The sequence below is a fragment of the Salinarchaeum laminariae genome, assembly GCF_023204835.1.
GTDB classification, from domain to species: Archaea; Halobacteriota; Halobacteria; order Halobacteriales; family Salinarchaeaceae; genus Salinarchaeum; species Salinarchaeum laminariae.
Map to the genome: position 1 here is coordinate 2,679,067 of NZ_CP096270.1, position 24,710 is coordinate 2,703,776.

At 64.0% G+C, this 24,710-nt stretch carries 22 protein-coding genes and 1 tRNA gene; 10 read left to right on the forward strand and 13 right to left on the reverse strand.

Annotated elements, in window-relative coordinates; translation table 11 throughout:
• Positions 1 to 52: 52 nt before the first annotated feature.
• Together MXF70_RS12775 and MXF70_RS12780 are read right to left on the reverse strand one after the other, a co-directional pair.
• Positions 53 to 1,888: a ribosome biogenesis/translation initiation ATPase RLI gene (locus tag MXF70_RS12775; RefSeq protein ID WP_248516019.1), complete on the reverse strand. Its 1,836-nt coding sequence runs from the start codon at positions 1,886 to 1,888 to the stop codon at positions 53 to 55.
• Between the two features lie 15 nt (positions 1,889 to 1,903).
• The gene (locus MXF70_RS12780) at positions 1,904 to 2,218 is read right to left on the reverse strand and encodes an EMC6-like membrane protein (RefSeq protein ID WP_248516020.1); all 315 of its coding nucleotides are present in this window, start codon (positions 2,216 to 2,218) and stop codon (positions 1,904 to 1,906) included.
• 186 nt (positions 2,219 to 2,404) lie between these two features.
• On the opposite strand from MXF70_RS12780, the gene MXF70_RS12785 reads away from it, so the two are divergent.
• Complete coding sequence (locus MXF70_RS12785) at positions 2,405 to 2,686, forward strand: helix-turn-helix transcriptional regulator (RefSeq protein ID WP_020447658.1); 282 nt, start codon at positions 2,405 to 2,407, stop codon at positions 2,684 to 2,686.
• Positions 2,687 to 2,793: 107 nt separating this feature from the next.
• On the forward strand, positions 2,794 to 3,225 hold the full coding sequence (locus MXF70_RS12790; protein WP_248516021.1) for a hypothetical protein: 432 nt from the start codon (positions 2,794 to 2,796) through the stop codon (positions 3,223 to 3,225).
• Positions 3,226 to 3,242: 17 nt separating this feature from the next.
• On the opposite strand, the gene MXF70_RS12795 is transcribed toward MXF70_RS12790, so the two are convergent.
• Positions 3,243 to 5,156: a PINc/VapC family ATPase gene (locus tag MXF70_RS12795; protein WP_248516022.1), complete on the reverse strand. Its 1,914-nt coding sequence runs from the start codon at positions 5,154 to 5,156 to the stop codon at positions 3,243 to 3,245.
• Positions 5,157 to 5,353: 197 nt separating this feature from the next.
• Between MXF70_RS12795 and MXF70_RS12800 the strand changes: the two genes are divergently transcribed.
• The 6 genes from MXF70_RS12800 (at position 5,354) to MXF70_RS12825 (ending at position 9,111) form a co-directional block, all read left to right on the forward strand.
• Positions 5,354 to 5,674, forward strand: coding sequence for a DUF5785 family protein (locus MXF70_RS12800; RefSeq protein ID WP_248516024.1), 321 nt, complete (start codon positions 5,354 to 5,356; stop codon positions 5,672 to 5,674).
• Positions 5,675 to 5,798: 124 nt separating this feature from the next.
• Positions 5,799 to 6,440 carry a CBS domain-containing protein gene (locus MXF70_RS12805; RefSeq protein WP_248516025.1) on the forward strand — a complete coding sequence of 214 codons (642 nt, stop codon included), beginning with the start codon at positions 5,799 to 5,801 and terminating at the stop codon, positions 6,438 to 6,440.
• A complete protein-coding gene (locus MXF70_RS12810; protein WP_248516026.1) occupies positions 6,437 to 6,952 on the forward strand; it encodes a GNAT family N-acetyltransferase in 516 nt (171 codons plus the stop codon). The genes MXF70_RS12805 and MXF70_RS12810 overlap by 4 nt, the downstream gene beginning before the upstream one ends.
• Before the next feature lie 23 nt (positions 6,953 to 6,975).
• Positions 6,976 to 7,049, forward strand: a tRNA-Thr gene (locus MXF70_RS12815).
• Between the two features lie 280 nt (positions 7,050 to 7,329).
• Positions 7,330 to 8,271 (forward strand): bifunctional 2-dehydro-3-deoxygluconokinase/2-dehydro-3-deoxygalactonokinase, encoded by a 942-nt coding sequence (gene kdgK1, locus MXF70_RS12820; RefSeq protein ID WP_248516028.1) that lies wholly within the window; start codon positions 7,330 to 7,332, stop codon positions 8,269 to 8,271.
• Between the two features lie 120 nt (positions 8,272 to 8,391).
• Positions 8,392 to 9,111, forward strand: a complete 720-nt coding sequence (locus MXF70_RS12825) for a hypothetical protein (RefSeq protein ID WP_248516029.1) — start codon at positions 8,392 to 8,394, stop codon at positions 9,109 to 9,111.
• On the opposite strand, the gene MXF70_RS12830 is transcribed toward MXF70_RS12825, so the two are convergent.
• From MXF70_RS12830 to MXF70_RS12845, 4 genes are read right to left on the reverse strand one after another with little or no spacing between them, the layout of a single operon-like run.
• Entirely contained in the window at positions 9,108 to 10,364 is a 1,257-nt protein-coding gene (locus tag MXF70_RS12830) for an ABC transporter ATP-binding protein (RefSeq protein ID WP_248516031.1), read from the reverse strand. The genes MXF70_RS12825 and MXF70_RS12830 overlap by 4 nt on opposite strands.
• 51 nt (positions 10,365 to 10,415) lie before the next feature.
• A complete protein-coding gene (locus MXF70_RS12835; RefSeq protein ID WP_248516032.1) occupies positions 10,416 to 11,390 on the reverse strand; it encodes a carbohydrate ABC transporter permease in 975 nt (324 codons plus the stop codon).
• A complete protein-coding gene (locus MXF70_RS12840) occupies positions 11,387 to 12,358 on the reverse strand; it encodes a carbohydrate ABC transporter permease (protein WP_248516033.1) in 972 nt (323 codons plus the stop codon). The genes MXF70_RS12835 and MXF70_RS12840 overlap by 4 nt, the downstream gene beginning before the upstream one ends.
• Positions 12,359 to 12,370: 12 nt before the next feature.
• Complete coding sequence (locus MXF70_RS12845; protein ID WP_248516034.1) at positions 12,371 to 13,651, reverse strand: ABC transporter substrate-binding protein; 1,281 nt, start codon at positions 13,649 to 13,651, stop codon at positions 12,371 to 12,373.
• 443 nt (positions 13,652 to 14,094) lie between these two features.
• On the opposite strand from MXF70_RS12845, the gene dgoD reads away from it, so the two are divergent.
• Positions 14,095 to 15,252, forward strand: a complete 1,158-nt coding sequence (gene dgoD / locus MXF70_RS12850) for a galactonate dehydratase (RefSeq protein WP_248516035.1) — start codon at positions 14,095 to 14,097, stop codon at positions 15,250 to 15,252.
• A gap of 142 nt (positions 15,253 to 15,394) precedes the next feature.
• Here dgoD and pdxS read toward each other — a convergent pair whose 3' ends face one another.
• Positions 15,395 to 16,303 carry a pyridoxal 5'-phosphate synthase lyase subunit PdxS gene (gene pdxS, locus MXF70_RS12855; protein WP_248516036.1) on the reverse strand — a complete coding sequence of 303 codons (909 nt, stop codon included), beginning with the start codon at positions 16,301 to 16,303 and terminating at the stop codon, positions 15,395 to 15,397.
• 153 nt (positions 16,304 to 16,456) lie between these two features.
• Here pdxS and MXF70_RS12860 point away from each other — a divergent pair, with 153 nt between their 5' ends.
• A complete protein-coding gene (locus MXF70_RS12860) occupies positions 16,457 to 17,176 on the forward strand; it encodes a DUF1405 domain-containing protein (RefSeq protein WP_248516038.1) in 720 nt (239 codons plus the stop codon).
• Positions 17,177 to 17,352: 176 nt separating this feature from the next.
• Here MXF70_RS12860 and MXF70_RS12865 read toward each other — a convergent pair whose 3' ends face one another.
• From MXF70_RS12865 to MXF70_RS12885, 5 genes are all read right to left on the reverse strand, one after another.
• Positions 17,353 to 18,144 carry a TrmB family transcriptional regulator gene (locus tag MXF70_RS12865; RefSeq protein ID WP_248516039.1) on the reverse strand — a complete coding sequence of 264 codons (792 nt, stop codon included), beginning with the start codon at positions 18,142 to 18,144 and terminating at the stop codon, positions 17,353 to 17,355.
• Between the two features lie 308 nt (positions 18,145 to 18,452).
• Entirely contained in the window at positions 18,453 to 19,400 is a 948-nt protein-coding gene (mptA, locus tag MXF70_RS12870) for a GTP cyclohydrolase MptA (protein ID WP_248516040.1), read from the reverse strand.
• A 91-nt stretch (positions 19,401 to 19,491) separates the two neighbouring features.
• Entirely contained in the window at positions 19,492 to 20,313 is an 822-nt protein-coding gene (locus MXF70_RS12875) for an NAD(+)/NADH kinase (protein WP_248516042.1), read from the reverse strand.
• Between the two features lie 562 nt (positions 20,314 to 20,875).
• Positions 20,876 to 23,755 (reverse strand): valine--tRNA ligase, encoded by a 2,880-nt coding sequence (locus MXF70_RS12880; RefSeq protein WP_248516043.1) that lies wholly within the window; start codon positions 23,753 to 23,755, stop codon positions 20,876 to 20,878.
• Between the two features lie 292 nt (positions 23,756 to 24,047).
• Positions 24,048 to 24,542 carry a hypothetical protein gene (locus tag MXF70_RS12885; RefSeq protein WP_248516044.1) on the reverse strand — a complete coding sequence of 165 codons (495 nt, stop codon included), beginning with the start codon at positions 24,540 to 24,542 and terminating at the stop codon, positions 24,048 to 24,050.
• Between the last annotated feature and the right edge of the window lie 168 nt (positions 24,543 to 24,710).

The window sequence follows — 24,710 nt, forward strand, 5'->3', positions numbered from 1 at the left end:
AGCTAGCGGACCACGTGTACGGGATACGCGTGCCAGAGCTCTGGGGCAGTTTTTAGCTCCCGTCCTCGGGCGCGTAGTAGTACTCGGCGTCGCGTTTTTGCTGCCGGTCGAGCTGCGAGCCGGGCTTGTTGATCCGCGGCCGTCCGATGCGTTCGTCGCGGCGGAACGTGATCTCGAGATTCGAGAGGAACTCGTTCATCCCCTCGCGCATCCCCTGTGGCCGTCCCGCCTTCCCGTGGACCGCCGGCTCGCCGTCGAAGACCTGCAGCCGGTCGGCGAGCAGGTCGATCATGTAGATGTCGTGGTCGATGACGAGAACCGTCGCGTCCTGCTGTTCGGCGTACCGACGAATTGCGCTCGTCGCCTGGACGCGCTGTTCGACGTCGAGGTGCGCGGATGGCTCGTCAAGCAGGTAGAGATCCGCCGGTTCGGAGAGGCAGGCCGCGATCGCGACGCGCTGGCGTTCACCGCCTGAGAGGTCGGTGAGCTGCTGTTCCATGATCCGGTCGAGCTGGAGGGGCTGGGCGATCTCCGTGTTCCAGTAGGAGGAGCCGAACTTGTCCGTGATCGACCGAAGGAAGGTGTCGACGCGCTGGGGACGGTCGATCTCGATGTACTGGGGTTTGTAGGAGATGTCGAGGTCGACGTCCAGTTCGCCGGCGTCGGGCTCGAGCTGGCCGGCGATGAGCTGCGCGTAGGTGGACTTCCCGATCCCGTTGGGGCCGACGATGCCGAGGACCTCGTTCTCGCGGATCGCACCGCCCGCGACGTCGAGTGAGAACGCGTCCTCGCCGTAGCTCACGGAGAGATCCGGATACTCGACGAGCGTATCAGAGCGGGAGGTGGTCCGCGGTGCGTGCTCTTCGAACTCGATCGCCTCCGGTCGAATCCGCATGTTCTCGTTGTCGAGATAGCCAGCGAGATACTCGTTGATGCCGTTGCGGACGGATTTTGGATCCGTGATCACGCCGTAGGCGCCGGGCTGACCGTAGGCGACGTGGAGCGTGTCCGCGAGCAGGTCGAGGATCGCGAGGTCGTGCTCGACGACGAGCATCGAGCGATCCGGCTCGTTCTCGAGAGTCTCACGGAGCAGTCGGGCAGCGGCCATTCGCTGGCCGATGTCGAGGTACGGTGTAATTTCGTCGAGGAAGTAGAAGTCCGCATCCCGTGCCAGACAGGCTGCGATCGCGACGCGCTGGAGTTCGCCCCCGGAGAGGTCCTCGATCGCCTGGTCCATGACGGGCCCGATCGAGAGCGCATCGACGAGGCTGTCGAGTTCGTCGCGCTCGTCGACACTCTCGAGGAGCTGTCGCGTGTTGCCGTCGAACTGGTCGGGGATGCGATCGACGTACTGGGGTTTCCGCGAGACGGCGACGTCCTCGTCGCGGATCGCCGAGAGGTACTCCTGGAGCTCTGTGCCCCGGTACGCGTCGAGCACCTCGTCCCAGCTGGGCTCCTCGGCGGGGGCGTAGTTGCCGAGGTTGGGCACCATCTCGCCGGCGAGCATCTTGATCGCCGTCGTCTTCCCGATGCCGTTGGGGCCGAGAATCCCGACGACGTTGCCGTCCTCGGGTGCGGGGAGACCGTACAGGCGGAACGCGTTCTCACCGTACCGGTGGGCGGGATCGTCTTCCAGCTCGCTCGGCAAGTTGACGATCTCGATCGCGTCGAAGGGACACTTCTCCACGCAGATACCGCAGGTCTCGCCGAGACAGATCTCCTCGCTGATGCGGACCTGATCGGGATCGCCCTCCTCTGCGTCCTCTCCACGCAGCGTGATGCACTCCTTGCCGGTCCGATTTGGAGGGCAGTAGTTCTTGCACTCGTAGTTGCAGCGGTCGGGCTGGCACCGGTCCAGATCCACGACCGCGATGGAATCGTCGCTCATTGGCTGGTAGCAGCGTTATACGATGTTCGCACCGGACGTGAGGATGACACCCCACGTCACGAACCACAGGATGAAGGTCATAAACGCGACGTAGAGGACGTCCTTGGCCCCGCCCCATTCGTCGAAGATGACGTGGTAGATGGGCAACTGGACGACGACCGCCACGAGGACCACGAGCTGGGCGGTACTGGATCCGGCCGCGTTCTCAGGCGACATACCAGACGTCACCATCTCGGAGCCGATCGCAGCGGCCACGCCCGCCAGGGCCGTCGTAGACGTGATCGAGATCGCACGCAAATGCGCCCGACGCTCGTCAACCTCCTCGCTCATGGCAGACAGTCTGCGAGGCCGGGCAAAAAGGGGTTCGCTTTGGCCGTTGCCCGCGAGATCGGGCACCCCGGTCGTTCGTTCGGACGACCGTCATAGTCGTCGCGAACTGGTGAGTAACTGCGGAACACCGGCCATGCCACCCGCGGCACAAATCTTTATGGCGTCTGGACGTTTCGATTCGTAACGATGGCAGGTACTGACGACGACGGCCTGGAGGACCTTCCGCCGAGCGCCAAACTCGTGTTCAAGGTGCTCGAGTACGACGGGCCACTGACACAGAAGCAGATCGTCGAGGAATCGATGCTGTCTGCTCGAACGGTCCGCTACGCCCTCGAGCGCCTCGAGAACATCGGGATCGTCGAGGAGGACATCTACTTCGCCGACGCCCGACAGAACCTCTACTCGATCACGGCGGAAGCGCCGTCCGACGCCGAGCAGGGCGTCGACGCCAGCGCGACGGCGGAGTAACCCGCCGTTACTCGCCGTTTTTCTTCTATCGAACCGAGCGACTGCTCGATTCCGCCGAGTAGCCAGTATCGGCACGTTTTTGCGCCCTGGCTTGCCTTTGCTGGTCGATGGAACGATCCAGGGTGGTCGCCGCGTCGATCGGCCTGCTGGCACTCCTGCTCGGTTGGCTGTTTCTCCAGATGATGACGCCCCGGACCAGCCCGGACAGCCAGCCCTTCGTCGAAACCGTGAGCTTCGCACTCTCGACCCCCGCCGGTCTCGTCTTCCTCACCTACCTCACCGGCGTCTTCGAGTTCGATCGGTATTTCGGCGATCGGAGCGGGGCCGGACTGTTCGGCGACTTCTTCCTCTCACTGCTCGCGGCCGCTGCGATCGGAATTCTGGCGACGGCGCTGATCATCGAGGTGACCACGACTCGACAGGTGGTGTTCGTTGGCGCGTCGTTCGCGACGTTCATCGGCGGCTTCGGGCAGTTCGTCATCCGAACCCGGGAGTTCTTCGACTGGGAACAAGCCGCTGCTGAGGGCACCGAGTCGTAACGACGAAGCGTCCCGTCTCAGGAGGGAACGACGGTGATCTGCTCGCGGCGGTCGATCGCGTCCTCCAGCTCCTCGGCGATTGCACTTCCACGGGAGACCTGCACCTCACCGCCACGGCTGACCGTCGCGGTGAAGAGATACTCGCCACCAGCCTGCACCTCGACGGTTTCCCCAGCGTGGCCGTCGACGGGTAACACGACGTGTCGTGATGTGATGTCGGCCTCGACGATCTGACCCTGTCTGTCACCGGCCCCGGAACCGCTACCGGCCCCTGCGCCACCGCCCGATCCACCCGCGGCGCCGGAGTTCCCGCCGGCGCCCGATCGGTTTGCCGGATTCTCGTCGTGGGTGCGGACGTCGATACTGATGCCCAGACGGTTCTCGACCTCGGTGATCCGGCCACCGCCCTTGCCGATCACGGTCGAGATGTCGTCGTCCTCGACGTAGACGATAGCGTCGTTGGATCCCTTGAGCTGGACCTCGACGTGTCCGCGAGCGATCGAACGGATCTCCCGCTCGATCTCCTGTTTCGCGATCCGCTCCACGCCCTGTTCGGTCTGACCAGCACCGGGCCCTCCCTCGTCGTCGGCCAGCGGAACGGTGACGACCTGGCGGTTGAACGTGTAGATCTCGTAGGCGGGCTCGCCGGTCTCGAAGTCCGAGACGACGATCACCGGGCGCGCGAGGTCCTCCTCGGTGAGACCGTGGGGAACCTTCACGTCGGTCTGCACGTCGTAGACGGTCTCAACCTCGCCGGCCTCGATGTAGACGACGGTGTCGACGACCTGCGGGATCATCCCGAGCTCGACACGGCCGACGAGCCGCTGGAGCGCGTCGATCGGGCGGGTGGCGTGAACCACGCCGATCATGCCGACCCCCGCGAGGCGCATGTCCGCGAAGACTTCGAAGTCGTCGGTCTTCCGGACCTCGTCGTAGACGGTGTAGTCCGGACGGACCATGAGCAACGAGTCGGCCGTCTTCGACATCTCGCCGCCGAGTTCGGTGTACTGAGTGATCTCCGGGCCGACCTGGAGATCTCGCGGTTTCTCCATCGTCTTGACGACGACGTCGTGCTCGGCGAGGAAGCCGGCGGCCGCCTGCGCGAACGTCGACTTCCCCGCTCCCGGCGCACCGGAGATAAGGATACCTCGCTGGCGCTCGAGGAGTCGCTCTTTGAGCTCCTCGTCGTGGTCGTAATCCTCGAGCGTCGTTTGTGCGATCGGTCTGACCGCGGTGATCTCGACGTCGTCGGCAAACGGCGGCTCGGCGAGTGCGATCCGGTAATCCCCGTACTGAACGATCGTCATCCCGGGCTCGGAGAGCTCGATGAACCCCTCGTCGGATTGCCTGGCCGCGTTCTCGATCTGCTGGGCCATATCCCGAACCGTCTCGGTGTCGAGGATCGCGTCGTCGATCGCCTCGTAACTGAGTTCACCGACCGTGCCGCGTTTGGCCATCGGCTTCGTGTCAGCGCGGAGGTGGACAGACATCGTCTCGTCGTCGAAGTACGCCTCGATCGCGAGATCCTCCATCGTCTCCGTGCGCGGGGAGACGTACTCCACGTCGACGCCTTTCGCCGCTGCGACCTCGGACTGAACGACGTCGCTGGTGAAGAAGGTAGCACCGAGATCCGCCGCGAGCGCACGGATCAGGGCGTCGATCTCGCCCTCACTGGCGTGGCCACGTTCCACGGCGTCGGGACGGTCGCCGACGTACTCGAGATCGATCTCGCCGTCGTCGGCGAGGTCGGCCAGACGCTGCAGCTCGGAGAGGCCGTCCCACCCGCTCTCCGTTCCCTCGTTCGCCTGAGATTCGAGTTCGGCGACGACGGCTTCGGGGACAGAGATCGTGGCGCCAGCGAACGCTCCGTCGGCGATCCGCTCGGAGACGCGACCGTCGACGACCACGCTCGTGTCCGGAACGACGTGCATACGTCTCGGTGGGGCGCGGTCGTTCAAAAGGGTGTCCAAGGACGCGGGGCGGATTGCGTGCGGCCGAGCGGCGTGCGACCGTCCGCCGACAATCGATGGTCAGGACTAGCAACGTACGGTCGTCGCGAGGAACAGGGGACGATCGCACCGATTCGTAGAGGACAATCCTTTTGCGGTCGGTGAACCCACCCAGAGACATGGACTGGCCCCACGACCCGGACGGCGAGGAGGGTAGCGAGGGAGGACGAAAGTACGGGATGGCGATCCTCGCGAAGAAACTCGACGAGGACGAGGGATTCCCGCTCGACGTCGACGAGTTCGTCGCCGAACACGGGGACGAGCCGCTTCGACTCAACTACCAGCGCGTCGTCTCCGTCGCCGACGTGTTCGAGTACGTCGACGCCGATTCCTTCGACGACATCGTCTCCTTCCACAAGGGCGTTGGCGCGGCGATGCGCGAAGGAGGATTCTGGGAGTACCATCCGAAAGGTGAGAACCCGCAACGAAAGCGAGCCTGACGACGCAAAACGCATCCACGTCTGCTTCTCACGTGCCACCAGTGAACGATCAGGCGACTACGGCAAGACGGGGGATAAACTTGCCGGGAGTACCTTTTAGACCGACGATCTGGTATCAGTTGACATGGAGGGAGTGACCGCCCGGGACGTGATGTCGCGAACGTTCGCTGGCGTCACGGAAGGCGACGACGTCGACGACGTCCGACGACTGATGGTGGACGAACGGACGGACGACGTCCTCGTACTGCGAGGCAACGAGCCGGTCGGACAGGTCGCCGCCCACGACCTGCTGGACACCGGCACGGACGAGATCGCTGGCGATGCGACTGTCGAATCCGTGATGCGGCCCGCGCCAGATCCGATCGACGCCGACAGCGATCTCGCCGACGTGCTGACCCAACTCTCCGTCGAGGACGGTGGGCGACTTCCCGTCGCGAACGGCGACGCGGAGCTCGTCGGCGTCGTCACTGAAGCGGACGTAATCGCCGCCGCGAGCACGGTCGTCACCCAGCCCGGAGCGACCGAAGTGGGCGGACCGGAGGGACTCGGCGGGACCGAGCGAATCGGCAGCCAGGACACCCGATCGACGCAAACCGGTGCAGTCGCCGGAACTGCACAGGCGACGGCGGATCCCGACGACGAACAGCCGGTCGATCCCTCCGAACAGTACTCGAATCAGAGCGTCTGCGAGTCGTGTGGAACGCTGAGTGCCGACCTACAGGTGGTCAACGGACAGTCGATCTGTCCGGAGTGTCGCGACGTGTGACTGGAGCGGACGAGAGCGCGGGAGCGACCGACGAGGCGCTCGTCGACGATCGAATTGTCGAAGCCACGGCGGCAGATCTCGACGTACTCGTCGATCAGTGGGCTGCTCTCATCGAGCACGGCAGGAAGCACGGACTCCACATCGAGGCGACGAGCAACCGCGCGATCGCACAGCAAACCCTCGCGGCAGCGATCGGCGATGGCCTCGCTTTCGTCGCGAAGGAGGGCGGCCGGATCGTGGGCTTTTGCTCACTCACGCTGGAATCCGGCGGGTTCGAACGCGACGTCGTTCGTGGCGTCGTCGAAAACGTCTACGTCGAGTCCACTGCACGCGGAGCGGGACTCGGCTCAGCACTGCTCGCTGCTGGCGAGCAACGGCTGGTCGATCGCGGCGCGGACACGATCGCGGTCGAGACGATGGTCGCCGACGATGACGTCCTCGAGTTCTACCGGGACCGTGGCTACCGCCCGCAGCGACTCACCCTGGAGAAGCGAGTCGAAACCAATAGGTGAGGGAAGCGCGGAGTCGATACCGCGCCAGGGGAGCGTGGGCGGTTCACGCACTCGACTTGTAATCGAGACTCCATGGGTTCAAATCCCATCCCTGGCTTCTCGCTCCGAACGAACGTGAAGAGCAGAAGCCTCGGTGGGGATTTGAATCAGGAAGAGCGCAGTCTCGCGAATGAAGTGAGCGAGGAAGCGATCGACGGTGGTTCAAATCCCATCCCTGGCTATCGTATTCGCCAACGGACGTGAGAGAACCGTGAGCGGACTGGATGGATTTGAGACCTGGACGACGAACGACTGAACGCTCTGCCGCCAACGCCCCAGCTTTATTCTCGGCTGGTCGCCTCTACACACTATGACCAGTATCACTCGCGCGTGGTTGGATGGCTGAGATCGTCACGTTCGGCGAGACGATGCTCCGACTCTCACCGCCGTCTGGCGAGCGCCTCGAGACGGCAAACCAACTGGAGTACCGGACCGCGGGCGCGGAAAGCAACGTCGCCGTCGCAGCGTCGCGGCTCGGGACCGAGGCCGCGTGGCTATCGAAGCTCCCCGATTCGCCGCTGGGTCGACGCGTCCGCAACGACGTTCGGCGCCACGGCGTCGGCACGCAGATCTGCTGGAGCGAAGCGGGTCGACAGGGAACCTACTATCTCGAACAGGGCGGCGAACCGCGCGGAACGGACGTGATCTACGACCGTGGGAACGCGGCCGTCACGACTGCGACGCCAGACGATCTCGCGACCGACGCGATCGCCGACGCGGACGTATTCTTTACGACCGGCATCACAGCGGCGCTGTCTGCAACCTGCTTCGACACGACCGAACGGCTCCTCGAACTGGCCGGTCGGACCGCCTTCGACCTCAACTACCGGAACAAACTCTGGTCAGTCGATGAGGCACGGGCAGCGTTCGACGATCTTCTACCGCTAGTGGACGTGCTTTTCGCCCCCGAACGGGACGCAAAGTCGATCCTCGATACCAGCGGCGAGCCCGCAGAGATGGCCGCTGACCTCCGCGACCGGTACGGTTGTGAGACGGTCGTACTGACACGTGGAGAGAAGGGGGCACTCGCTCGAACGCCGGAGGGCACGTTCGAACAGCCGGCGTTCGAGTCCGAAACGAGCGACGCGATCGGCACGGGCGACGCATTCGTCGGGGGGTACCTCTCGCGGATGGTTCGAGGAGCAGGCGTAGAACGAGCACTCGCCTACGGCGCGGCGACAGCGGCGCTCAAGCGGACGATCGACGGCGACATCGCCGTCGTAACCGAGTCGGAGGTCGAGGCCGTCCTCGACGATCGAACTGATGGCATCGCGCGATGATGGATCAGTTCGGCCCATCCTTACAAGCACCGCGCACGGAGACGTGGTCATGACCGACCGGGAGCTGACGTCAGTCGTCGGGACGCCACCCCACGAGAGGAGACGTGAGGCCTGCCTACCATGATCGAGGAGGCGCTTCGCTATCCCGTGCTCGCAGACGAAGGGCGAGATCGCTACCTCGCGCTGACTGGACTCCTACTCGCGACGGCGATTGCGCTCCGGGTTGCACGAACGCTCTTTCCGAACGCGCTGGTGTTCGTCCCGCTGGTCATCGTCGCGTTCACCGCAGTGCTCGCGATCGGAATCTGCGTCAGCGCCTTCCTGACGCCAGCCGACCGGCTCCCGGGTGTGCGCTCGCTGACCAGGCTCGGAACGCTCGCAGGAACCGTAGCAGGACTGACACTGCTCGTTCCGTTCGCATTCCTCTTCTGGACGGCAGTGACCTACGTCGATGGGGGTGCAGCCGTCGACTCCGGAGGGGCGATCTTCTTCCTTCTGGGCTCGACGATTGCTCTGTTCGGGTTTCTCGCGGCGACGTACGTGCTCCCGGCCGTCGTGGCCCAGGCGGTCGAGTCGAGTCGTCTCCGAGCGGCTACTGACCGCCGAGCGATCGTCGGGTCCATCTCAGAAATTCCGTATCTGCAAGGATGGTCCGTGGCGTTCGCACTGTGGATGATCGGCTGGTGGGCGTCGATCGCCAGTCTCGAGGCTGGGAGCGTCAACGGTCTCCTTGCTACCGCCGTCGCTGGCTACTGCCTGCTCGCGAGCGTCAGAGCCATGGGAATCGGGTACGCCGGCGGTTCCACGGCGGACCTGGGTGAGGCGTCACCGGGACGTTAGATCCCCGGCACCGCATCGGCGTCCTGAAGCGTGCGATTGTGGAGCGCCTCCGTCGAGTCCGCGTCGAAGACGTGGATGGCATCCGGCGGAATTCGAATCGAGATGTCCTGCCCGTCGTCGAAATGTTGCATACCGCCAATGGTGGCGATGATCGTCGATCGACTCTCGCCAGCGATGCCCCCTTTTGCGTCGTCGCTGCCCTCGACCGCGGCATCGTTCACGTCGGTGCCCTCTGCGGCGTCCTGTTCAGCCAGATCGGGTCGTGCAACGGTTGCACCGTCGGCCAACCGCAGGTAAACGACGTTCTCGTCGCCCATCGGCTCGACGACGTCGATCGTGGCGCTGATCGTGTGGTCGTCCGCTCTCGACTGATCTGGTTCGAGTTCGATATCCTCCGGGCGAACGCCGAGTACGAGTGAATCGGTCCCCTCGACGGCCGAGGCGACCTGTGGTGGGAGCGGATACTCGAAGGAGTGATCGATGAGCGTACCGTCCTCGTTGGTCACCTGGAGGAAGTTCATCGGGGGATCGCCGATGAAGCCCGCGACGAAGAGATTTTTCGGACGGTGGTAACATTCCAGGGGCGTGCCGACCTGCTGGAGTTCTCCGTCGTCGAGGATTGCGATCCGGTCTCCCATCGTCATCGCCTCGGTCTGATCGTGCGTGACGTAGATCGTCGTCACGTCGAGTTCGTTCTGGAGGCGCTGGAGTTCGGTCCGCATCTGGGCGCGGAGTTTGGCGTCGAGATTCGACAGCGGCTCGTCCATGAGGAAGACCGCCGGATCGCGGACGATGGCCCGGCCCAGCGCGACCCGCTGTTGTTGACCGCCCGAGAGGTCCGACGGTTTCCGATCGAGCAGATCTCCGATGCCCATCATCCCGGCGGACTCCTCGACGCGCTTTGCGATCTCGTCGTCGCCGAGGTTCGTCGACTCCTCGAGCCCGAAGCTCATGTTTCCGCGAACCGACATGTGGGGATAGAGCGCGTAGGACTGGAACACCATCGCGATGTCGCGATCCTTCGCGGGAACGTCGTTGATGACGGTGCCGTCGAGTCGAATTTCCCCGTCCGTGATCGTCTCGAGCCCTGCGACCATCCGGAGCGTGGTGGACTTCCCACACCCGGACGGTCCGACGAGAACGAGGAACTCGCCGTCGTCGATATCGAGAGTGACGTCGTCGACGGCGACGACTTCCGAGCCGTCGTCTTCGGTGAAGATCTTGGTGACCTCGTCGAGTTTCGCCCTAGCCATCGTACTGTCCTCCGTGTCGGTGCGATCGTCCGATCGCGAGCGTGATTCCTGTCATACGCGAACCCCCTCTGCGAACTTGTCGGTGAAGAGAATGTAGACCACGATGGTCGGTGCCGCCGCGACGAAGGCGCCGGCCATCCGAAGCGGGAAGTCGGTCCCCTCGATTGCCTGACCCAGCTGGCCGAGGATCAGGGTCACAGAGGCTGCCTCGTCAACGGAGCTGCGGATCAGCGTGACCGAGAAGAGGAACTCGTTCCAGATCTGGGTGAACTGGAAGATGAAGACGACCGAGAACATCGGGATCGACAAGGGGAGCACGATACGGCGGTAGATCCGCCAGAGCCCCGCACCGTCGAGTCGCGCCGCCTCGATCATCTCCCACGACATCGTCTGGTACTGGGCGCGAAAGAGCACCGTACAGATCGGGATGCCGTACGCCGTGTGCGTGATGATCAACTCGAGGATCGTGGGGTGTCGTTCCTCCGAGAGGAAGGGCAAGGCCCAGATCGCCCCGAGTCGATACTGCAGGTCGATGAAGCCGTAGAGTTCAGTCAGGGGAATGATGACCGCCTGGTAGGGGATGAAGATCCCGGCGATGAACAGGGCGAGCACGAACACCTGTCCACGCCACTTGACCAACGTGAGTCCGTAGGCGGCCATGCTCCCGAAGATCGCACAGAGAATCGTCGAAGGAATAGTGAACAGCATGCTGTTGACCATCCCTCGCGAGAGCGTGTCGTACGCATCCCGCCACTTTTCGTCGGTCGTCTGCTCGAGCATCGTATCGACGTCGAACTCCACGAACGGGATCTGGAAGGAGAGGTCCGTTCCTGGGAGGAGGAAGGGGAGACTCTCCCTGACTCCGACGGCCGTCTTTATCGACGTCATGAACCCCGTCTCCATCGGCAGCAGGTAGAACACCACCAGCCCCAGCAAGAGTAGGTAGTATCCTGCCGTCCGAAGCGGGAGTGCCCGAATCCCGTCGGAGCTCGTCGAGTCAGTCTCCTGTGGTGGTGCGGTTGTCATAGGTTCCCCTGCCTGTGTTGTTGATAGAGATACGGTGCGATCACGGCTAGTGATAGCAAGAAGAGGACGATCGCGATCGCTGAGGAGTAGGCCCACTGCGATCTGGCGAACGCCTCACGGACCATCATCGTCGAGAGGATGTCCGCGCCCTTCCGTGGCTGATAACCGTCGAAGAGAGCGAAGAGGAAGTCGAACGCCTTCAGCGAGAACAACAGGAGGACGACTGACGCGCTAACCATGGCCGGCTTGAGCTGCGGGATGATCACCCGCCAGTACAGCTTCAGCGTCGACGCGCCGTCCACTCTCGCTGCCTCGTACTGATCCTGCGGAATTGCGCGCAACGCCGCAAGATACACGATCATCGTGTATCCGCTGAACTGCCAGACGAGCGCGAATATCACGGAGAACAACACGAGGTCGGGGTTCGACAGCCAACCGTAGGGTCCCAGACCGAAGAGACCGAAGAACTCGTTGATGATCCCGAACTGGGAGTTGTACATCCACTTCCAGAACTGTGCGGTGACGATGAAGGAGAGGCTCATCGGGAGCAGGTAGATCGTCCGGAACCCCCGACCGAACCGGACCTCACGATCGAGCAAGATCGCCAGTAGGAGTCCGGCGACGAGACACGCCACGGTAAACACGATCAACAGAATGAGCGTGTTCTGTGTCGCCTCCCAGAACGTGGGGTCGTCGAGCATCCGCCGGTACATCCCGAAGTCCAGATTCGAGTAGTCCGGGCCCTGGAATCGCTCGTAGTCGGTCAGGGAAAGGAGAAAGTTCCAGCCGATCGCTGCGTAGACGAAAAAGCCCATCAGCAAGAACGGCGGGCCCCAGAACGGTGCCGATCGGACGAAGTCGCTCTGGCGCAGCCGCTCCCAGCGGGAGCGACCGGATCGCTCGTCCTCGTCGTCTCCCGTGTCGCCCGTCGTGCCGTCACTCCGCACAGCTGCGATGAGCTCTAGCATACACCAGACTCGTTAGACGATGCTCACGAACTCGCTCGCCACTGCGCTCGGGTTGTAGGGGTCAGCGAAGTTGTTCGATATCGCCTCTTCGAGCTGTGACTGGGTCGACTGCGGGACCGCGAGGCCGTGCGCGATCGTGGGAGGACGCTGCTCGGCGCTCGAGAAGTCCTCGATGGTTTGCGTGAGGTACTCGTTGAACCGGTCCGTCGGAACCTCTCGCGTCGGAATCGACCCCTTGAGTCGGTTGAACTCGACGTGGGCAGTCTCCGAACCGGCGAACCGCAGGAACGTGTGGGTATTGTCCGGCGACGGGTTGTTCGCTGGGTAGAGGAACGAGTCGAAGTGAAGGCCGTACATGTCCTCCGTGCCGGGGAACTGAATGTTGCCCCAGTCCTCACCGTAGACGAAGTCCTCACCGTACGCGCCCGCGGCCCAGTTGCCCTGGTGGATGAACCCGGCGTCGCCGGCCATAATTCGCTGGTTGGCCTCGGTGAATCCGATTTCGGCTGCGTCCACGTTGAGATAGTCCGAAAGCACGATCTCGACGTTCTCGAAGGCAGCGCGAACCTGTGCCTCGTCTCCATCGCCCTCGATGAAGTTCATGTAGGCATCGTACCCCTGCGTACCGAGCATCGTGACCGCCCAGAACTGGAGGACGATCCACGGTGCGAGACCGTTGACGTATGGCTGTGCGCTTGTGTTCGATTCGATCGCGTCGAGTGCGTCGACAAACGCATCGAAGGAGTCGATACTGTCGGGATCGACGCCAGCGTCATCCAGCACCTGAACGTTGTAGAACAGGTCGTTCATCCGGTGAGAACCGATCGGGACAGCACTGTACCCGTCCGGCCCCTGGCAGATCTCGACGACCTCCGGGGCGTGTGCCTCCTTCAGGCCCGCTTCCTCCCAGACCTCTTCCTCGACGTCACCGAGGACGCCCTCGTACTGGAGCATGTTCGGACCGGGCCACCCCGCGAAGGAACTCGGCGGCTCGTCGGACTGCAGTCGCTGTGCGACGACCTGGTCGAGTGCCTGGTTGCCTTCGCCCCCAATCGGACGGACGTTCGTCGGGACGTCCGAGTGCTCCTCCTCGAACGCCGAGAACAGCGCACTGGCGGCGTCCGCACCGTCCCCACCAGTCCAGCCGTGCAGGACTTCGACTTCGTTCCCATCGCCTCCGTCGCCTCCACCAGTGAGACACCCTGCCAGAAGTGCCGTTGCGGACACGCCCGCGGCAGCGGTGCCGCGCATGTACTCTCGTCGTCCGAGTCCCGCCTTCGTAGTTTTCCTCATTGTCAATGACTCACGTGGAGGCAGACCCAGGCAACAGGCATTAGTATTCATTCGATATAGAAATAAATAGTAACGTTAACAGTTGTCAATACAGTTGGCATGCATAGGTAGTGGCTATCAAACCTGACCCGATCCCCTGCGAGATAGCGACGTGAGAAACGGACGCGTCCGTCTGTCAATCAACCACAAAAAGTAGGCGTTGCGTACGACGGCAACGACGACTCACTGGGAGCCACAGTCCACGTGACGTCGAGGAATTGCTGATAAGAGGCCTGACGATCCGCCTATTGCGCTCCGATCGAGCGCACCGATCGAGCGTACCGATCCAATCAGCTATATTGATCCTGCACAGATTCACATTCGGCTAGACCGAGTGACCAGTGGTCACTTGACACATACAGCACGGTTACCGTGCAGGAGGTTCCAGAGAACGATACTCCATCATGACCCGAACCATCACCGGCTACGAACTCTACGAGGTCCCGCCACGCTGGCTATTCCTGAAACTCGAAACGAGCGACGGGCTCGTCGGGTGGGGGGAACCGATCGTCGAGGGGCGAGCGAAGACGGTCAAAGCGGCCGTCGAGGAGCTGCTCGAGGGCTACCTCATCGGCGAGGCGCCCGGTCGGATCGAACACCACTGGCAGCGGCTCTATCGCGGCGGATTCTACCGCGGCGGGCCAGTCCTGATGAGCGCCATCGCCGGCATCGACCAGGCGCTCTGGGATCTGAAGGGCAAGGCCTTCGACGCGCCAGTGTACGATCTCCTCGGCGGCCCTGTGCGGGATCGAATTCGAGTCTACCAGTGGATCGGTGGCGACCGGCCCGCCGAGGTCGGCGACGCTGCCGCCGAGCAGGTCGACGCCGGGTTCACGGCACTCAAGATGAATGCGACGGCCGAACTCCGGCGGGTCGACAACCCCGCTGCGGTCGACGCAGCGGCCGAACGGCTCGCAGAGGTTCGCGATCGCGTCGGCCCAGAGGTCGACATTGGCGTGGACTTCCACGGGCGAGTCTCCAAACCGATGGCGAAACGACTCGTCGAGGCACTCGAACCCCACGAGCCCTTCTTCGTCGAGGAGCCTGTCCTGCCCGAACACCTCGATGACCTTGCAGAGATCAGCCAGCACACCACGATCCCGATCGCGACCGGCGAACGCATGTTCTCGCGCTGGGATTTCAAGGAGATTCTCGAGGACGGCCACGTCGACGTGCTCCAGCCGGACCTCTCCCACGCCGGCGGCATCACGGAGGTCAAAAAGATCGCGGACATGGCCGAGGCCTACGACGTCGCGATGGCACCCCACTGCCCGCTCGGGCCGATCGCGCTGGCCTCCTGCGTGCAGCTCGACGCCGTCTCGCCCAACGCGCTCATTCAGGAACAGAGCCTCGACATCCACTACAACGAGACGAGCGACGTGCTCGACTATCTTGCCGACCCAGAGGTGTTCGAGTACGAGGACGGCTACGTCGATCTCCCTGACGGTCCTGGGCTCGGTATCGAGATCGACGAAGAGCACGTTCAGGAGATGGCCGAAGAGGACGTCGACTGGCACAACCCCGTCTGGATCCACGACGACGGTAGCGTCGCCGAGTGGTGACTGATTGAACCGTTGCCAGAGTCGACGGTGCCCGTGATGGAGTAGCGGCGAGAACACTGCAGGACTTTCGAAGCAGTTGTGGCTGCTGTGCTACTGGCATTCGAGCAATAGGCGACCCAATGCGAAAAACAGATTTCCCGATTCAGACGCCGCGGCCTTGCAGCTTCTCCTCTTCGGGTAGATCGGCGTTCGAGTCGCCCTTCATGCCCGCACCGATGTCCGATGCGATCTCGGCGAGCGTCTCGGGATCGTCCCAGTTGTTGACCGCGTCGACGATCGCGGTGCCCATCGCCTCGGGATCCTCTGCGCCGAAGATGCCGGAGCCGACGAAAATGCCGTCGCACTCGTGGTGCATCATCAGCGCAGCGTCGGCGGGCGTCGCGATGCCGCCAGCGGCGAAGTTCACGACGGGGAGCCGGCCCAGTTCCGCAGTCTCGTGGACGAGTTCCGCGGGTGCTTCGTTCTCACGTGCCCAGCGCTCGCGCTCCTGATAAGACGCGCCCTGGAGCTCCCGGATGGCGCCCTTGATCTGGCGCTGGTGGTGGACGGCCTGGTTCACATCACCGGTGCCAGCCTCGCCTTTGGTTCGAATCATCGCAGCGCCTTCGTCGATGCGGCGGAGCGCCTCGCCGAGGTTCCGCGCGCCACAGACGAACGGCGCGGCGAAGTCTCGCTTGTCGATGTGGTAGGCGTCGTCGGCCGGCGTGAGGACCTCGGACTCGTCGATCATGTCGACGCCGACGGCCTCGAGAATCTGGGCTTCCTTCGTGTGGCCGATTCGGGATTTGCCCATGACCGGAATCGACACCTCGTCGATGATCTCCTCGACGTCGGCGGGATCGGCCATCCGCGCGACGCCGCCGCGCTTCCGGATGTCCGCGGGGACGGCCTCGAGCGACATGACGGCGACTGCGCCGACGTCCTCGGCGATGCGAGCCTGCTCGCGGTTCACGACGTCCATGATGACGCCGCCTTTCTGCATGCGGGCGAAGCCGCGCTTCACGAGCTCCGTCCCACGCTTGAGTTCCTCCAGATCGGTCTCGGTCGGCATAAGAGCGACTACGCATCGGAGGCACTTACTGGTGTCCTTTGTGTGTGAACCCGTGGATGGCTGTGAATCCGAGTGGAACGGGGTGCTACCCACTACAACCGACGTGAGGTAGACCGCTACCGTTTAGGGTGGGCCCTCGCATTGAGCGACGTAATGGGGAGTTCCGGCGCGGACGCACGAACGAGACTCCGAGAGCTAACGAGCAGCGACGGGCTCCCAGCGCGCGACTCACTTCCGCGCTATCTTGCGCCTGTACCCGAGCGACTCGAGAATCTCGGCCTCAGGCTCGCGTGGGCGGTCGTGGCGGTGAACCTCCTCGGGACCGCCTTCGGCTTCTGGTACTACCGGTTGCAGTTCGGCGAGACGCCCACGGTCATGTGGCCGTTCGTCCCCGACAGTCCGCTGGCGACGCTGCTGTTCGCACTCGCAGTGGCGAGCTGGAAACTGGGTTCCACACGGCAGTGGCTCCTGGTGCTGGCCTTCGTCGGGAACATCGTCCTCGGGCTGTGGACGCCGTTCACCCTCCTCGTCTTTCGCGCCGAGTTCCCGACGTCGCCGCCGATGTGGCAGTTCCTGTTCTGGAGCCATCTCGCGATGGTGGTCCAGGCGTTCGTAATCCACCGAATCGGCGACTTTTCGGTGCGAGGAATCGCGATTGCGGCCCTCTGGTATGGAGGGAACCTCGTCGTCGACTACTTCGTCCCGGTGGTGGGAGACCATCCACACCACACGACGCTCCCCGTCGAACCGAACGACGCCGTCGCTCTCGGCGCAACGGCCCACGACGTTGCAGCGGCTGCCGCCGTCGTCTTCGTGATCTCGGCGCTCACGATGGCGGCAGCGACCAGTGTGGCGAAGCGCACGGGTAGTTGACGGAGAGCCAGCGGTCGCTCAGTCTCGGTCGTCATCGCTACCACCATCAGCACCATTCCTACAGTAGATCAGCGGGCAGATCGGGAACCACCAGAGCGAACACATCGCGAATGACGCGCTGGCGACCGGAGTCAACAGTCGCAAAAAACAGGCACCGCGTCGGACGTCCCATCGCCTCAGTCGGCGAGGGGACTGTCCGCGAGCTCGTCCATGAGCAGCCGTCGGCAGAGCACGACGGCACCGTTGGACGCGCCTTCCGCGACGATCGCCCGCTCGGAGCCGTCGCCGTTGAAGCCATCGCGCGTCGTCAACAGGAGACTGTTCCGGTCGACGAGCAGGAGCCGGTCGATCTGACCGTCCTCCCCGTGGGATTCGAGCCACGGTAACTCCGACTGGAACGTCTCGACGCCATCGTACTCCCCGAAGTCTATCGTCACCGAGGGGAGCGTCACGACGTGGACGTCAACGCCTCGATCGACTGCGGTCTCGATGGCAGCAGCGAGCTCCGGCGTCCAGCCATCCGTCGATCCCAGGACGAGAACGACCTCGCTGTCTGCGGCGACGATGCTCTCTGAGATCCGGCTATCGAGGCTGCCGTCCGAGGAGACCGTCCACACCTCGGGGAGGTCCGCCTCCCGCTCGCTAGCGTCCAGCTCTAGCTCCGCGAGCGTTTCGTGGAGCTTCTCGATGCGAAGTTCGTACTGCTCGCGCAGGTTCCGCACGGCCTCCGAGAGCGGTATCGCTCGAAACCGCTGTGGGTTCGTGTGCTGGACTTCCACGAACCCCTGCTCTGCGAGCGCCTCAGTCGCGTCGTAGACGCGCGTTCGTGGCACGTCTGCGACCTCACTGATCTCTCTTGCCGTCCCGTTGGGGATGGTGTTCAGGGCGGCGAAACACTCCGCCTGATACGTCTTCATCCCGAGTTCCTTCAACAGTTCTACCGCACGATCGTGATCAGCAGTACCCATCGGATCCAACCACCTAACGGACAACTGTCGTTTGTGACTCCTCCGACATATACGTTCTTGCTTCCAGGGTTCTGACGGCGAGGAAAATTCCAGCCGTTACTGTCGCTTGGATTGCGTCCAGAGGCGCTCTCCGACTCGTTTTATCCAATTGTCGTCGAATATAGCCATCGTCACCGGCCGTAGGCAATTATAAAGGGAAAGTGGTATCGGCAGCAGTGCCTGTTGGACATTGCAGCGAGAAGTAGCGGTTCGTATCCGTCGAGGTTGCCAACAACCATCGTTGGCCCCTGAGGAGAGCAGCGTGCGAGTCAGGCAGGTCGTGAGTCGCCGTCTCCGTCGACCTCCGACCGAAGCGTCGCGACGTCGACGACCCGCTCGGCGTGGGCGTTGTGCTGGTGGATCGACTCGTCGTTGGACTGGGACATCGTGACGATGGCATCGTCGGGAAGGTCGGGGAAGGACTCGGCGACTCCCTCGGCCATCGATCGGACGCAGTCCTCGACGAACTTCGCGTCGCTGTGTGCCTCGAAGGTCATGTGATCCTCGTCGGGCCGTTTCGCGAGGTTGTAGATGCGTGCACTCATCGAATCGCGCGCGACCTCGATGAGATCGACGAGATCGACCTCCGGAACGCCCTCGCTCTCGACCGTCAGCGTCGCGTGGCCTCGCTGGGAGTGTCCGGGCTGGGGAACTTCCTCGAGGAAACGCTCGACGGTCTCATCCTCGACTTCGAGATCCTGCAGCGTCTCGCGGGCTCTCGCCGCCGACATCCCCTGCGAACACGGACAGACCGTCATTCCCGTGACCTCCGCACCGATCTCGGTGCGAACGCCGTCTTCGGTCGCCGTCGCACAGGCGAGCACGTCGCTTGTGAACTGTGTCTCGCGGTCGCTCGCGGGCGTGTCCTCACGCTGGACGAACTCGGCCTCCATGGAAACCTCCGCCTTGGTCGTGTACTCGTGTTTCTCGAGGAGGCGGCGCGCGGCCTCGGTACAGACGTTCTCGATGCCGTAAACCTCGTCCCGCGTGGCGGCCTCGAGAGTCTCGTCGACGACCTCCATGTTTCGGCTCATGTCCGCACCTTTCCGCCAGGAGGGGAGATCCACGAAGACCTCGAACTCCGCCATCAGCACGATCGGGCGGTCGTCGGCCCGAGCGATCTTGACCAGTTTCTCCACGCCGGTGACGCCAACCCGGTTCAGCCCGACCTGAACGTCCGGGCTGTCGGCCTGCACGTCCGGCAGTTGCTGACTCATTAGGAGTATACCGGGGCCTCGCCCGATTAGGCCTTACGAAAGGAGGGGTACAGGACGGAGAGCGTACGACAGTCACCCAAACCGGCAGGAGTTACTCGAGTTTGTCCAGCGCCTCGAAGTAGTCGACGTCGGGGCCGGCGATGTGGAGTGGCTGCGCGCTCGCCTCGACGGAAACCTCGAACGGTGCGTCGAGTTCGCGAGCCTGTCGGCCATCCGTGACGACGTGGCCGGCGTCGGCGTTCTCGACGCGGAGTTCGATCGTCGAATCGCCGTCGACGACGAGTGGCCGCGTCCCGTCACGAGCAAACATCGGCGTGACGACCATCGCGTCGACGCGCGGATGGATCAGCGGCCCGCCTTCGCTGAGATTGTACGCAGTGCTTCCCGTCGGCGTTGCCACCAGAACGCCGTCGGCGACGCCGCTAGCGTAGGTGGAGCCGTCGACCACGACGTGCAGGTCCGCATCGGCACCGGCACCGCGACGCGGCCCCTGGACGAGCACCTCGTTGATCGCGGGCTCCAGCGACCAATCGTCCCCACCCGCTCGGAGCCGTGGGACGTCACGTACCGCGAGCGTGCCAGCTTCGAGGTCGTCGACCGCGGCGCTGACGGCCTCGATCGCACGGTCTGGCGAAACGGCGTTCAAAAATCCGACTTCGCCGAGGTTGACGCCGACGAGGGGCGTTGCGCCAGCGGCACGAGCCGCGTAGAGAAAGGTCCCGTCTCCACCGATGCTCACCGCGAGGTCGCAGTCGGCGAGGCGTTCTGGCGGCGAGCCCTCGACCCCGAGCGCTGCGGCCGTCGACTCGTCGAGTACGACGTCGACGCCCCGGTCGCGAAGCCGGCCTCGGATCTCGTCGGTGACCGCCACTGCACGGTCTCGTCCACGTTGGCCGACGATCCCGACCTGCATGAGCGCAGCTTCTCGTCCAGGCGTCAAAAGCACCCCGTAACGGAGCCGGCACACGGTCACGACCCGCCGTCTCGGTCGAGCAGACGGACTCCAAACGACTCTGCCGTCCCCACCTTCGACCAGAGACGAACTGTGCGTCGCCGAGTGGAGTCAAAATCGGTGAGGATCAGTAGTCACCCGAAAACTCACAAAACTTTTATCTGGGGGACCCCCTCTCTCGGCTGGGGTGCGCCACGGTCTCCAACCACCTACCACGCACCCCTTCTCTACGACGTAGCTCCCGCAGTTGTAGCGTTATCGTAGAGCAGTCGATGAACCGCGAGCACGGCGCAGCGAGTGGCGCGCCTCCAGAGCAGGAACGGACACGCTCGAAGGGGACCGCGCAGCGAAAATGCAGAGAGCTGTGAGAGGAGACAGGCCTAAGCAGAACCCGAGAGAGAGAACCCGACGAGCGACGGCAACGAGAGCAACCGACGGAAGGGGACGACGTGGGCAACCGTTAGGAGACGGCGACAAGAGGAACCAGAGAGGGACAGCGACGGAGGGAACGCTACGCCGGGTTCTACGCTTCGACGATGACCGTCGCACCGTCGGCTTCGAGCAGCTCGCCCTCGCCGTCGTAGGTTTGCTCGCGAACCAGTTCGTAGTGATCCGGATCTAGCGTCTCACCAGCGATCGCGAGCCCGTCGTCGGTCTCCTCGTACTCGCCGGCGTCGATCGCCGCGTCGAACTCGCCGATCTGTTCGCCGAACTCGGGGCCGAGCGTGGCGTAGTCGAGGTTCACGCCGACGATCTCGGTCGTGGTCGGCGCCTCCCCGTCCTTCGACGTGACCGAACCGACGTGCATGACGTCACCGATGGCGCCCTCGAAGCCCGCGACGTCGCCGTAGATGGTGGCCGCCGAGAGGTCGGCGTTGAGGGGCAGTCCGGAGTCCGTCTTGTATCCGCGCAGCGCGGAGATGACCGAGAGCGCAGTTTCGCCAGCGTCGAGGTCGGCGGTCTGGCCCGTCGGCGACGGCCAGTCGGTCGTGTGGAGACTGTCCGTCGCGGTGGTCTGCCCGTAGCTCGCCTGCCAGATCTCCTCGGTCACGTGTGGGAGGATCGGCGCGAAGAGGAGGCAGAAGTTCCGGTGGGCCGTTCGGAGCGCGTACGCCGCCGAGCTCGCAGCCGGGTTCGCGGTGCCGTCGGACAGCGCGCCACGTTCGACGTCGTCGAGGCGCTGTTTCGCGATCTCGAGGTAGTCGTCACAGAACGTCTCCCAGAAGAAGGTGCGCAGCTCCGTGCGCGCCTTCGCGTACTCGTGATCCGCGAACTTCTCGGTGACCGATTCGAGCACGGCGTCCTGCCGGGCGAGGAGCCACTCGTCGATCGGTTCGAGGTCGGGCTGCTCGGCCGCGGACCCCGAATCGGTGCCGTCACTGCCCGGTGGCGCGGAATCGATCGGCGCCAGCTGGTCGACGAGTTTCGAGGCGTTCCAGAGCTTCCGGAGCAGCCGTTCGCCGGCCTCGAGGTCGCCCTCCTTGAACGGGAAATCGTCGCCGACGGCGGTTCCGGCCGCCCAGAAGCGCGCGGCGTCGACTGGGAACTCGTCCATGACCTCCTCGGGCGTGACGACGTTGCCTTTGGACTTGGACATCTTCTCGCGGTTCTCGTCGAGAACGTGGCCGTTGATGAGGACGCTCTCGAAGGGAACCTCTCCGGTGTGTTCGTAGCATTTGACCACGGTGTGGAACAGCCAGAAAGAGATGATGTCGTGGCCCTGCGGGCGGACGTCGAAGGGGTAGAGTTCGGGGTTGTCGAGGGTGAACGCGCCCTGGTCGAGCGTCGCCGGGCCGATGCCAGTCTCGGGGTCGGCCGCGGCGTCCCAGTCCCAGCCGGCGTTGATCAGCGGCGTGAGCGAGGAGGTCGCCCAGGTGTCGAAGACGTCCTCTTCGGCCTCGAAGTCCTCGTGGCCACAGGCCGGACAGGCGTCGACGGGCGGCTCGTCCTCGATGGGTTCGACGGGGAGATCCTCCCGATCGGCGACGATCGGCTCGTCGCAGTCCGCACAGTACCAGACCGGGAACGGGATGCCCGAATCGCGCTGGCGAGAGATCAGCCAGTCCCACTCCAGGCCCTCGATCCAGTGCTCGTACCGGGTGAACATCTTCTCGGGATACCAGTCCATCTCGCGTCCGGCAGCGAGATACTCCTCTTTCCGGTCGAGAATTTCGACGTACCACTGCTTGGAGACCCGATACTCGACGGGAACCTCACAGCGCTCGTGGACCTGCACGGCGTGCGTGATCGGATCGTGATCGAGCAGGATGCCGGCGTCGTCGAGGGCCTCGATGATCTGCTCGCGAGCCGCTTCCGTCGACTGCCCCTCGTACTCTCCTGCGATGTCGGTCATCGTACCGGAGGCGTCGATGGCGACCCGGAGATCGAGGTCGTGGGCCTGGTACCACTCGATGTCGGTCTGGTCCCCGAACGTACAGCACATGACCAGCCCGGTTCCAGTATCGAGGTCGACCCGGTCGTCCTCGTAGATCGGGACCTCGTGATCGAACAACGGGACCTTCGCAGTACCGCCGACGAGGTGGGCGTTGGCGTCGTCGTCAGGGTGGACGAACATCGCGACGCAGGCCGGCAGGAGTTCGGGCCGCGTCGTCGAGATGACGAGGTCGTCGCCGGGCTCGGTCGGCGGCGCGTAGGGGCGCTCCTCGGTTGCCGAAGCGACCGCCTCGGCGTCTGGCTCGCTGCCCGCCTCCACCAGTTCGAAAGCGACGTCGTTGAACGCGGAGTCGCGATCGGCGTCCTCCATCTCGACCTGGGAGATCGCGGTCTCGCAGTCCGGACACCAGATCGCCGGCGCCTTCTTGCGGTACTCCCGCCCCTGCTCGTAGAGATCGAGGAAGGAGAGCTGGGAGATCCGCTGGACGCGCGGCTCGATCGTCTTGTAGGTCCGATCCCAGTCGATCGACATCCCGAGGCCCTGCATCTTCTCGGTGAACTCCGCTTCGTACTCCTGGCAGACCTCGCGGCACTTCTCCTGGAACTCGCGGCGGGAGTAGTCCTGGTGGCGAATGTCGAGCTCGCGTTCGGTCAGGCGCTCGGAGGCGATCCCGTTGTCGTCGTAGCCAAAGGGGAAGAACGTGTCCTCGCGGGACATCCGATGGAATCGGGCGGCGAAGTCCTGGAGCGTGCTGCCGTAGAGGTGGCCCATGTGGAGGCTTCCGGAGACGGTCGGCGGCGGCGTGTCGATCGAGTAGGCCGTGTCGGGATTCTCGATCTCGTCGTCGTAGCTGTAGACGCCCGCCTCGAGCCAGTACTCCTGCCACCGCTGCTCGGCCTCGCGCGGATCGTACTCGCCCTCGAGCGTCGGCTGGGGCGCTGTCGGTTCGGCGTCGTCGCCGGTCGGTTCGGCTGGGTCGTCTGTGTCCGTCTGCGTGGCGTCTGGCATTGCTGAGATGGGGTCTGTGGTCGTGCCGGGAGATTCGAGCCGTCGTCGCGAGCGTGGCGGACGACGGCTCCGTCCGCGGGTCGCGGGCTGTGGCGGTCGATGCGAGAACTGGAGATGGTGAGTGTGGGGCTAGAAGGCCCCTACTACGACCGCCGGTACCGCACACCCGAATTGCATCAGTTACGACTGCCCGCGTCCGGCACTTACCTCTTTCGTCGTTGGCGCGCTGCGTTCCCGTCACATCAGTCACTTTGAGCTGTACGCTGTCACTGAGGAACGTCCTCGACCGCAGCTACTCGGCGTCTCCCGCTGTTCGGCCTGTCGTACGTCCCTCGCGACGACCGTCGACGAACGCACGAACACACCGATACGCTACGTAGACGAACGTGAGCGCAACTCCACCGAACCCGACGGCTCCCGCGGGGCTGGCACTCCCGCCGACCTCGGCGGCGATCTCACTGAAGACAGTGACGCCTGCGTACCAGAGAAATGCGACGGCAGGAACGAGCAGGACGGTGTGGCGGCCGATCGTGCGTGCGATCGAGCCACGATGCAGCGATGCGAATCCGTGGAGCCGAACGCGCGTGAGTTCCGTCGCGACGGTCAGTCCGACGGCGATCGACAAGACGCCCACTGCGAGCAGCAGTACCGGTGGCCGAGGGACCGACGCTCGCGAGAGAACAGCGTTGGCCGACCTGCCGACGACGGCCATCGTCGGGACTCCGACGAGGACGAGCGAGCCGACCCACACCGCAGCGGTCGTGGCGTACTGCTCGCGATCAGTCATATTTTTGCTTCTACCTGTTACTGCATCAATCTTTCCTGCTGGGTACTGCGTCGAGCACTCCGTGCAGACTGCTCGGTTGGTGACGTCAGTGCATCGGGCAATCTGCGTCAGAAGCTATACTGCGCTGTACCCACAACGTAGCCGTATGATTGTGATCACGTCGCAGGT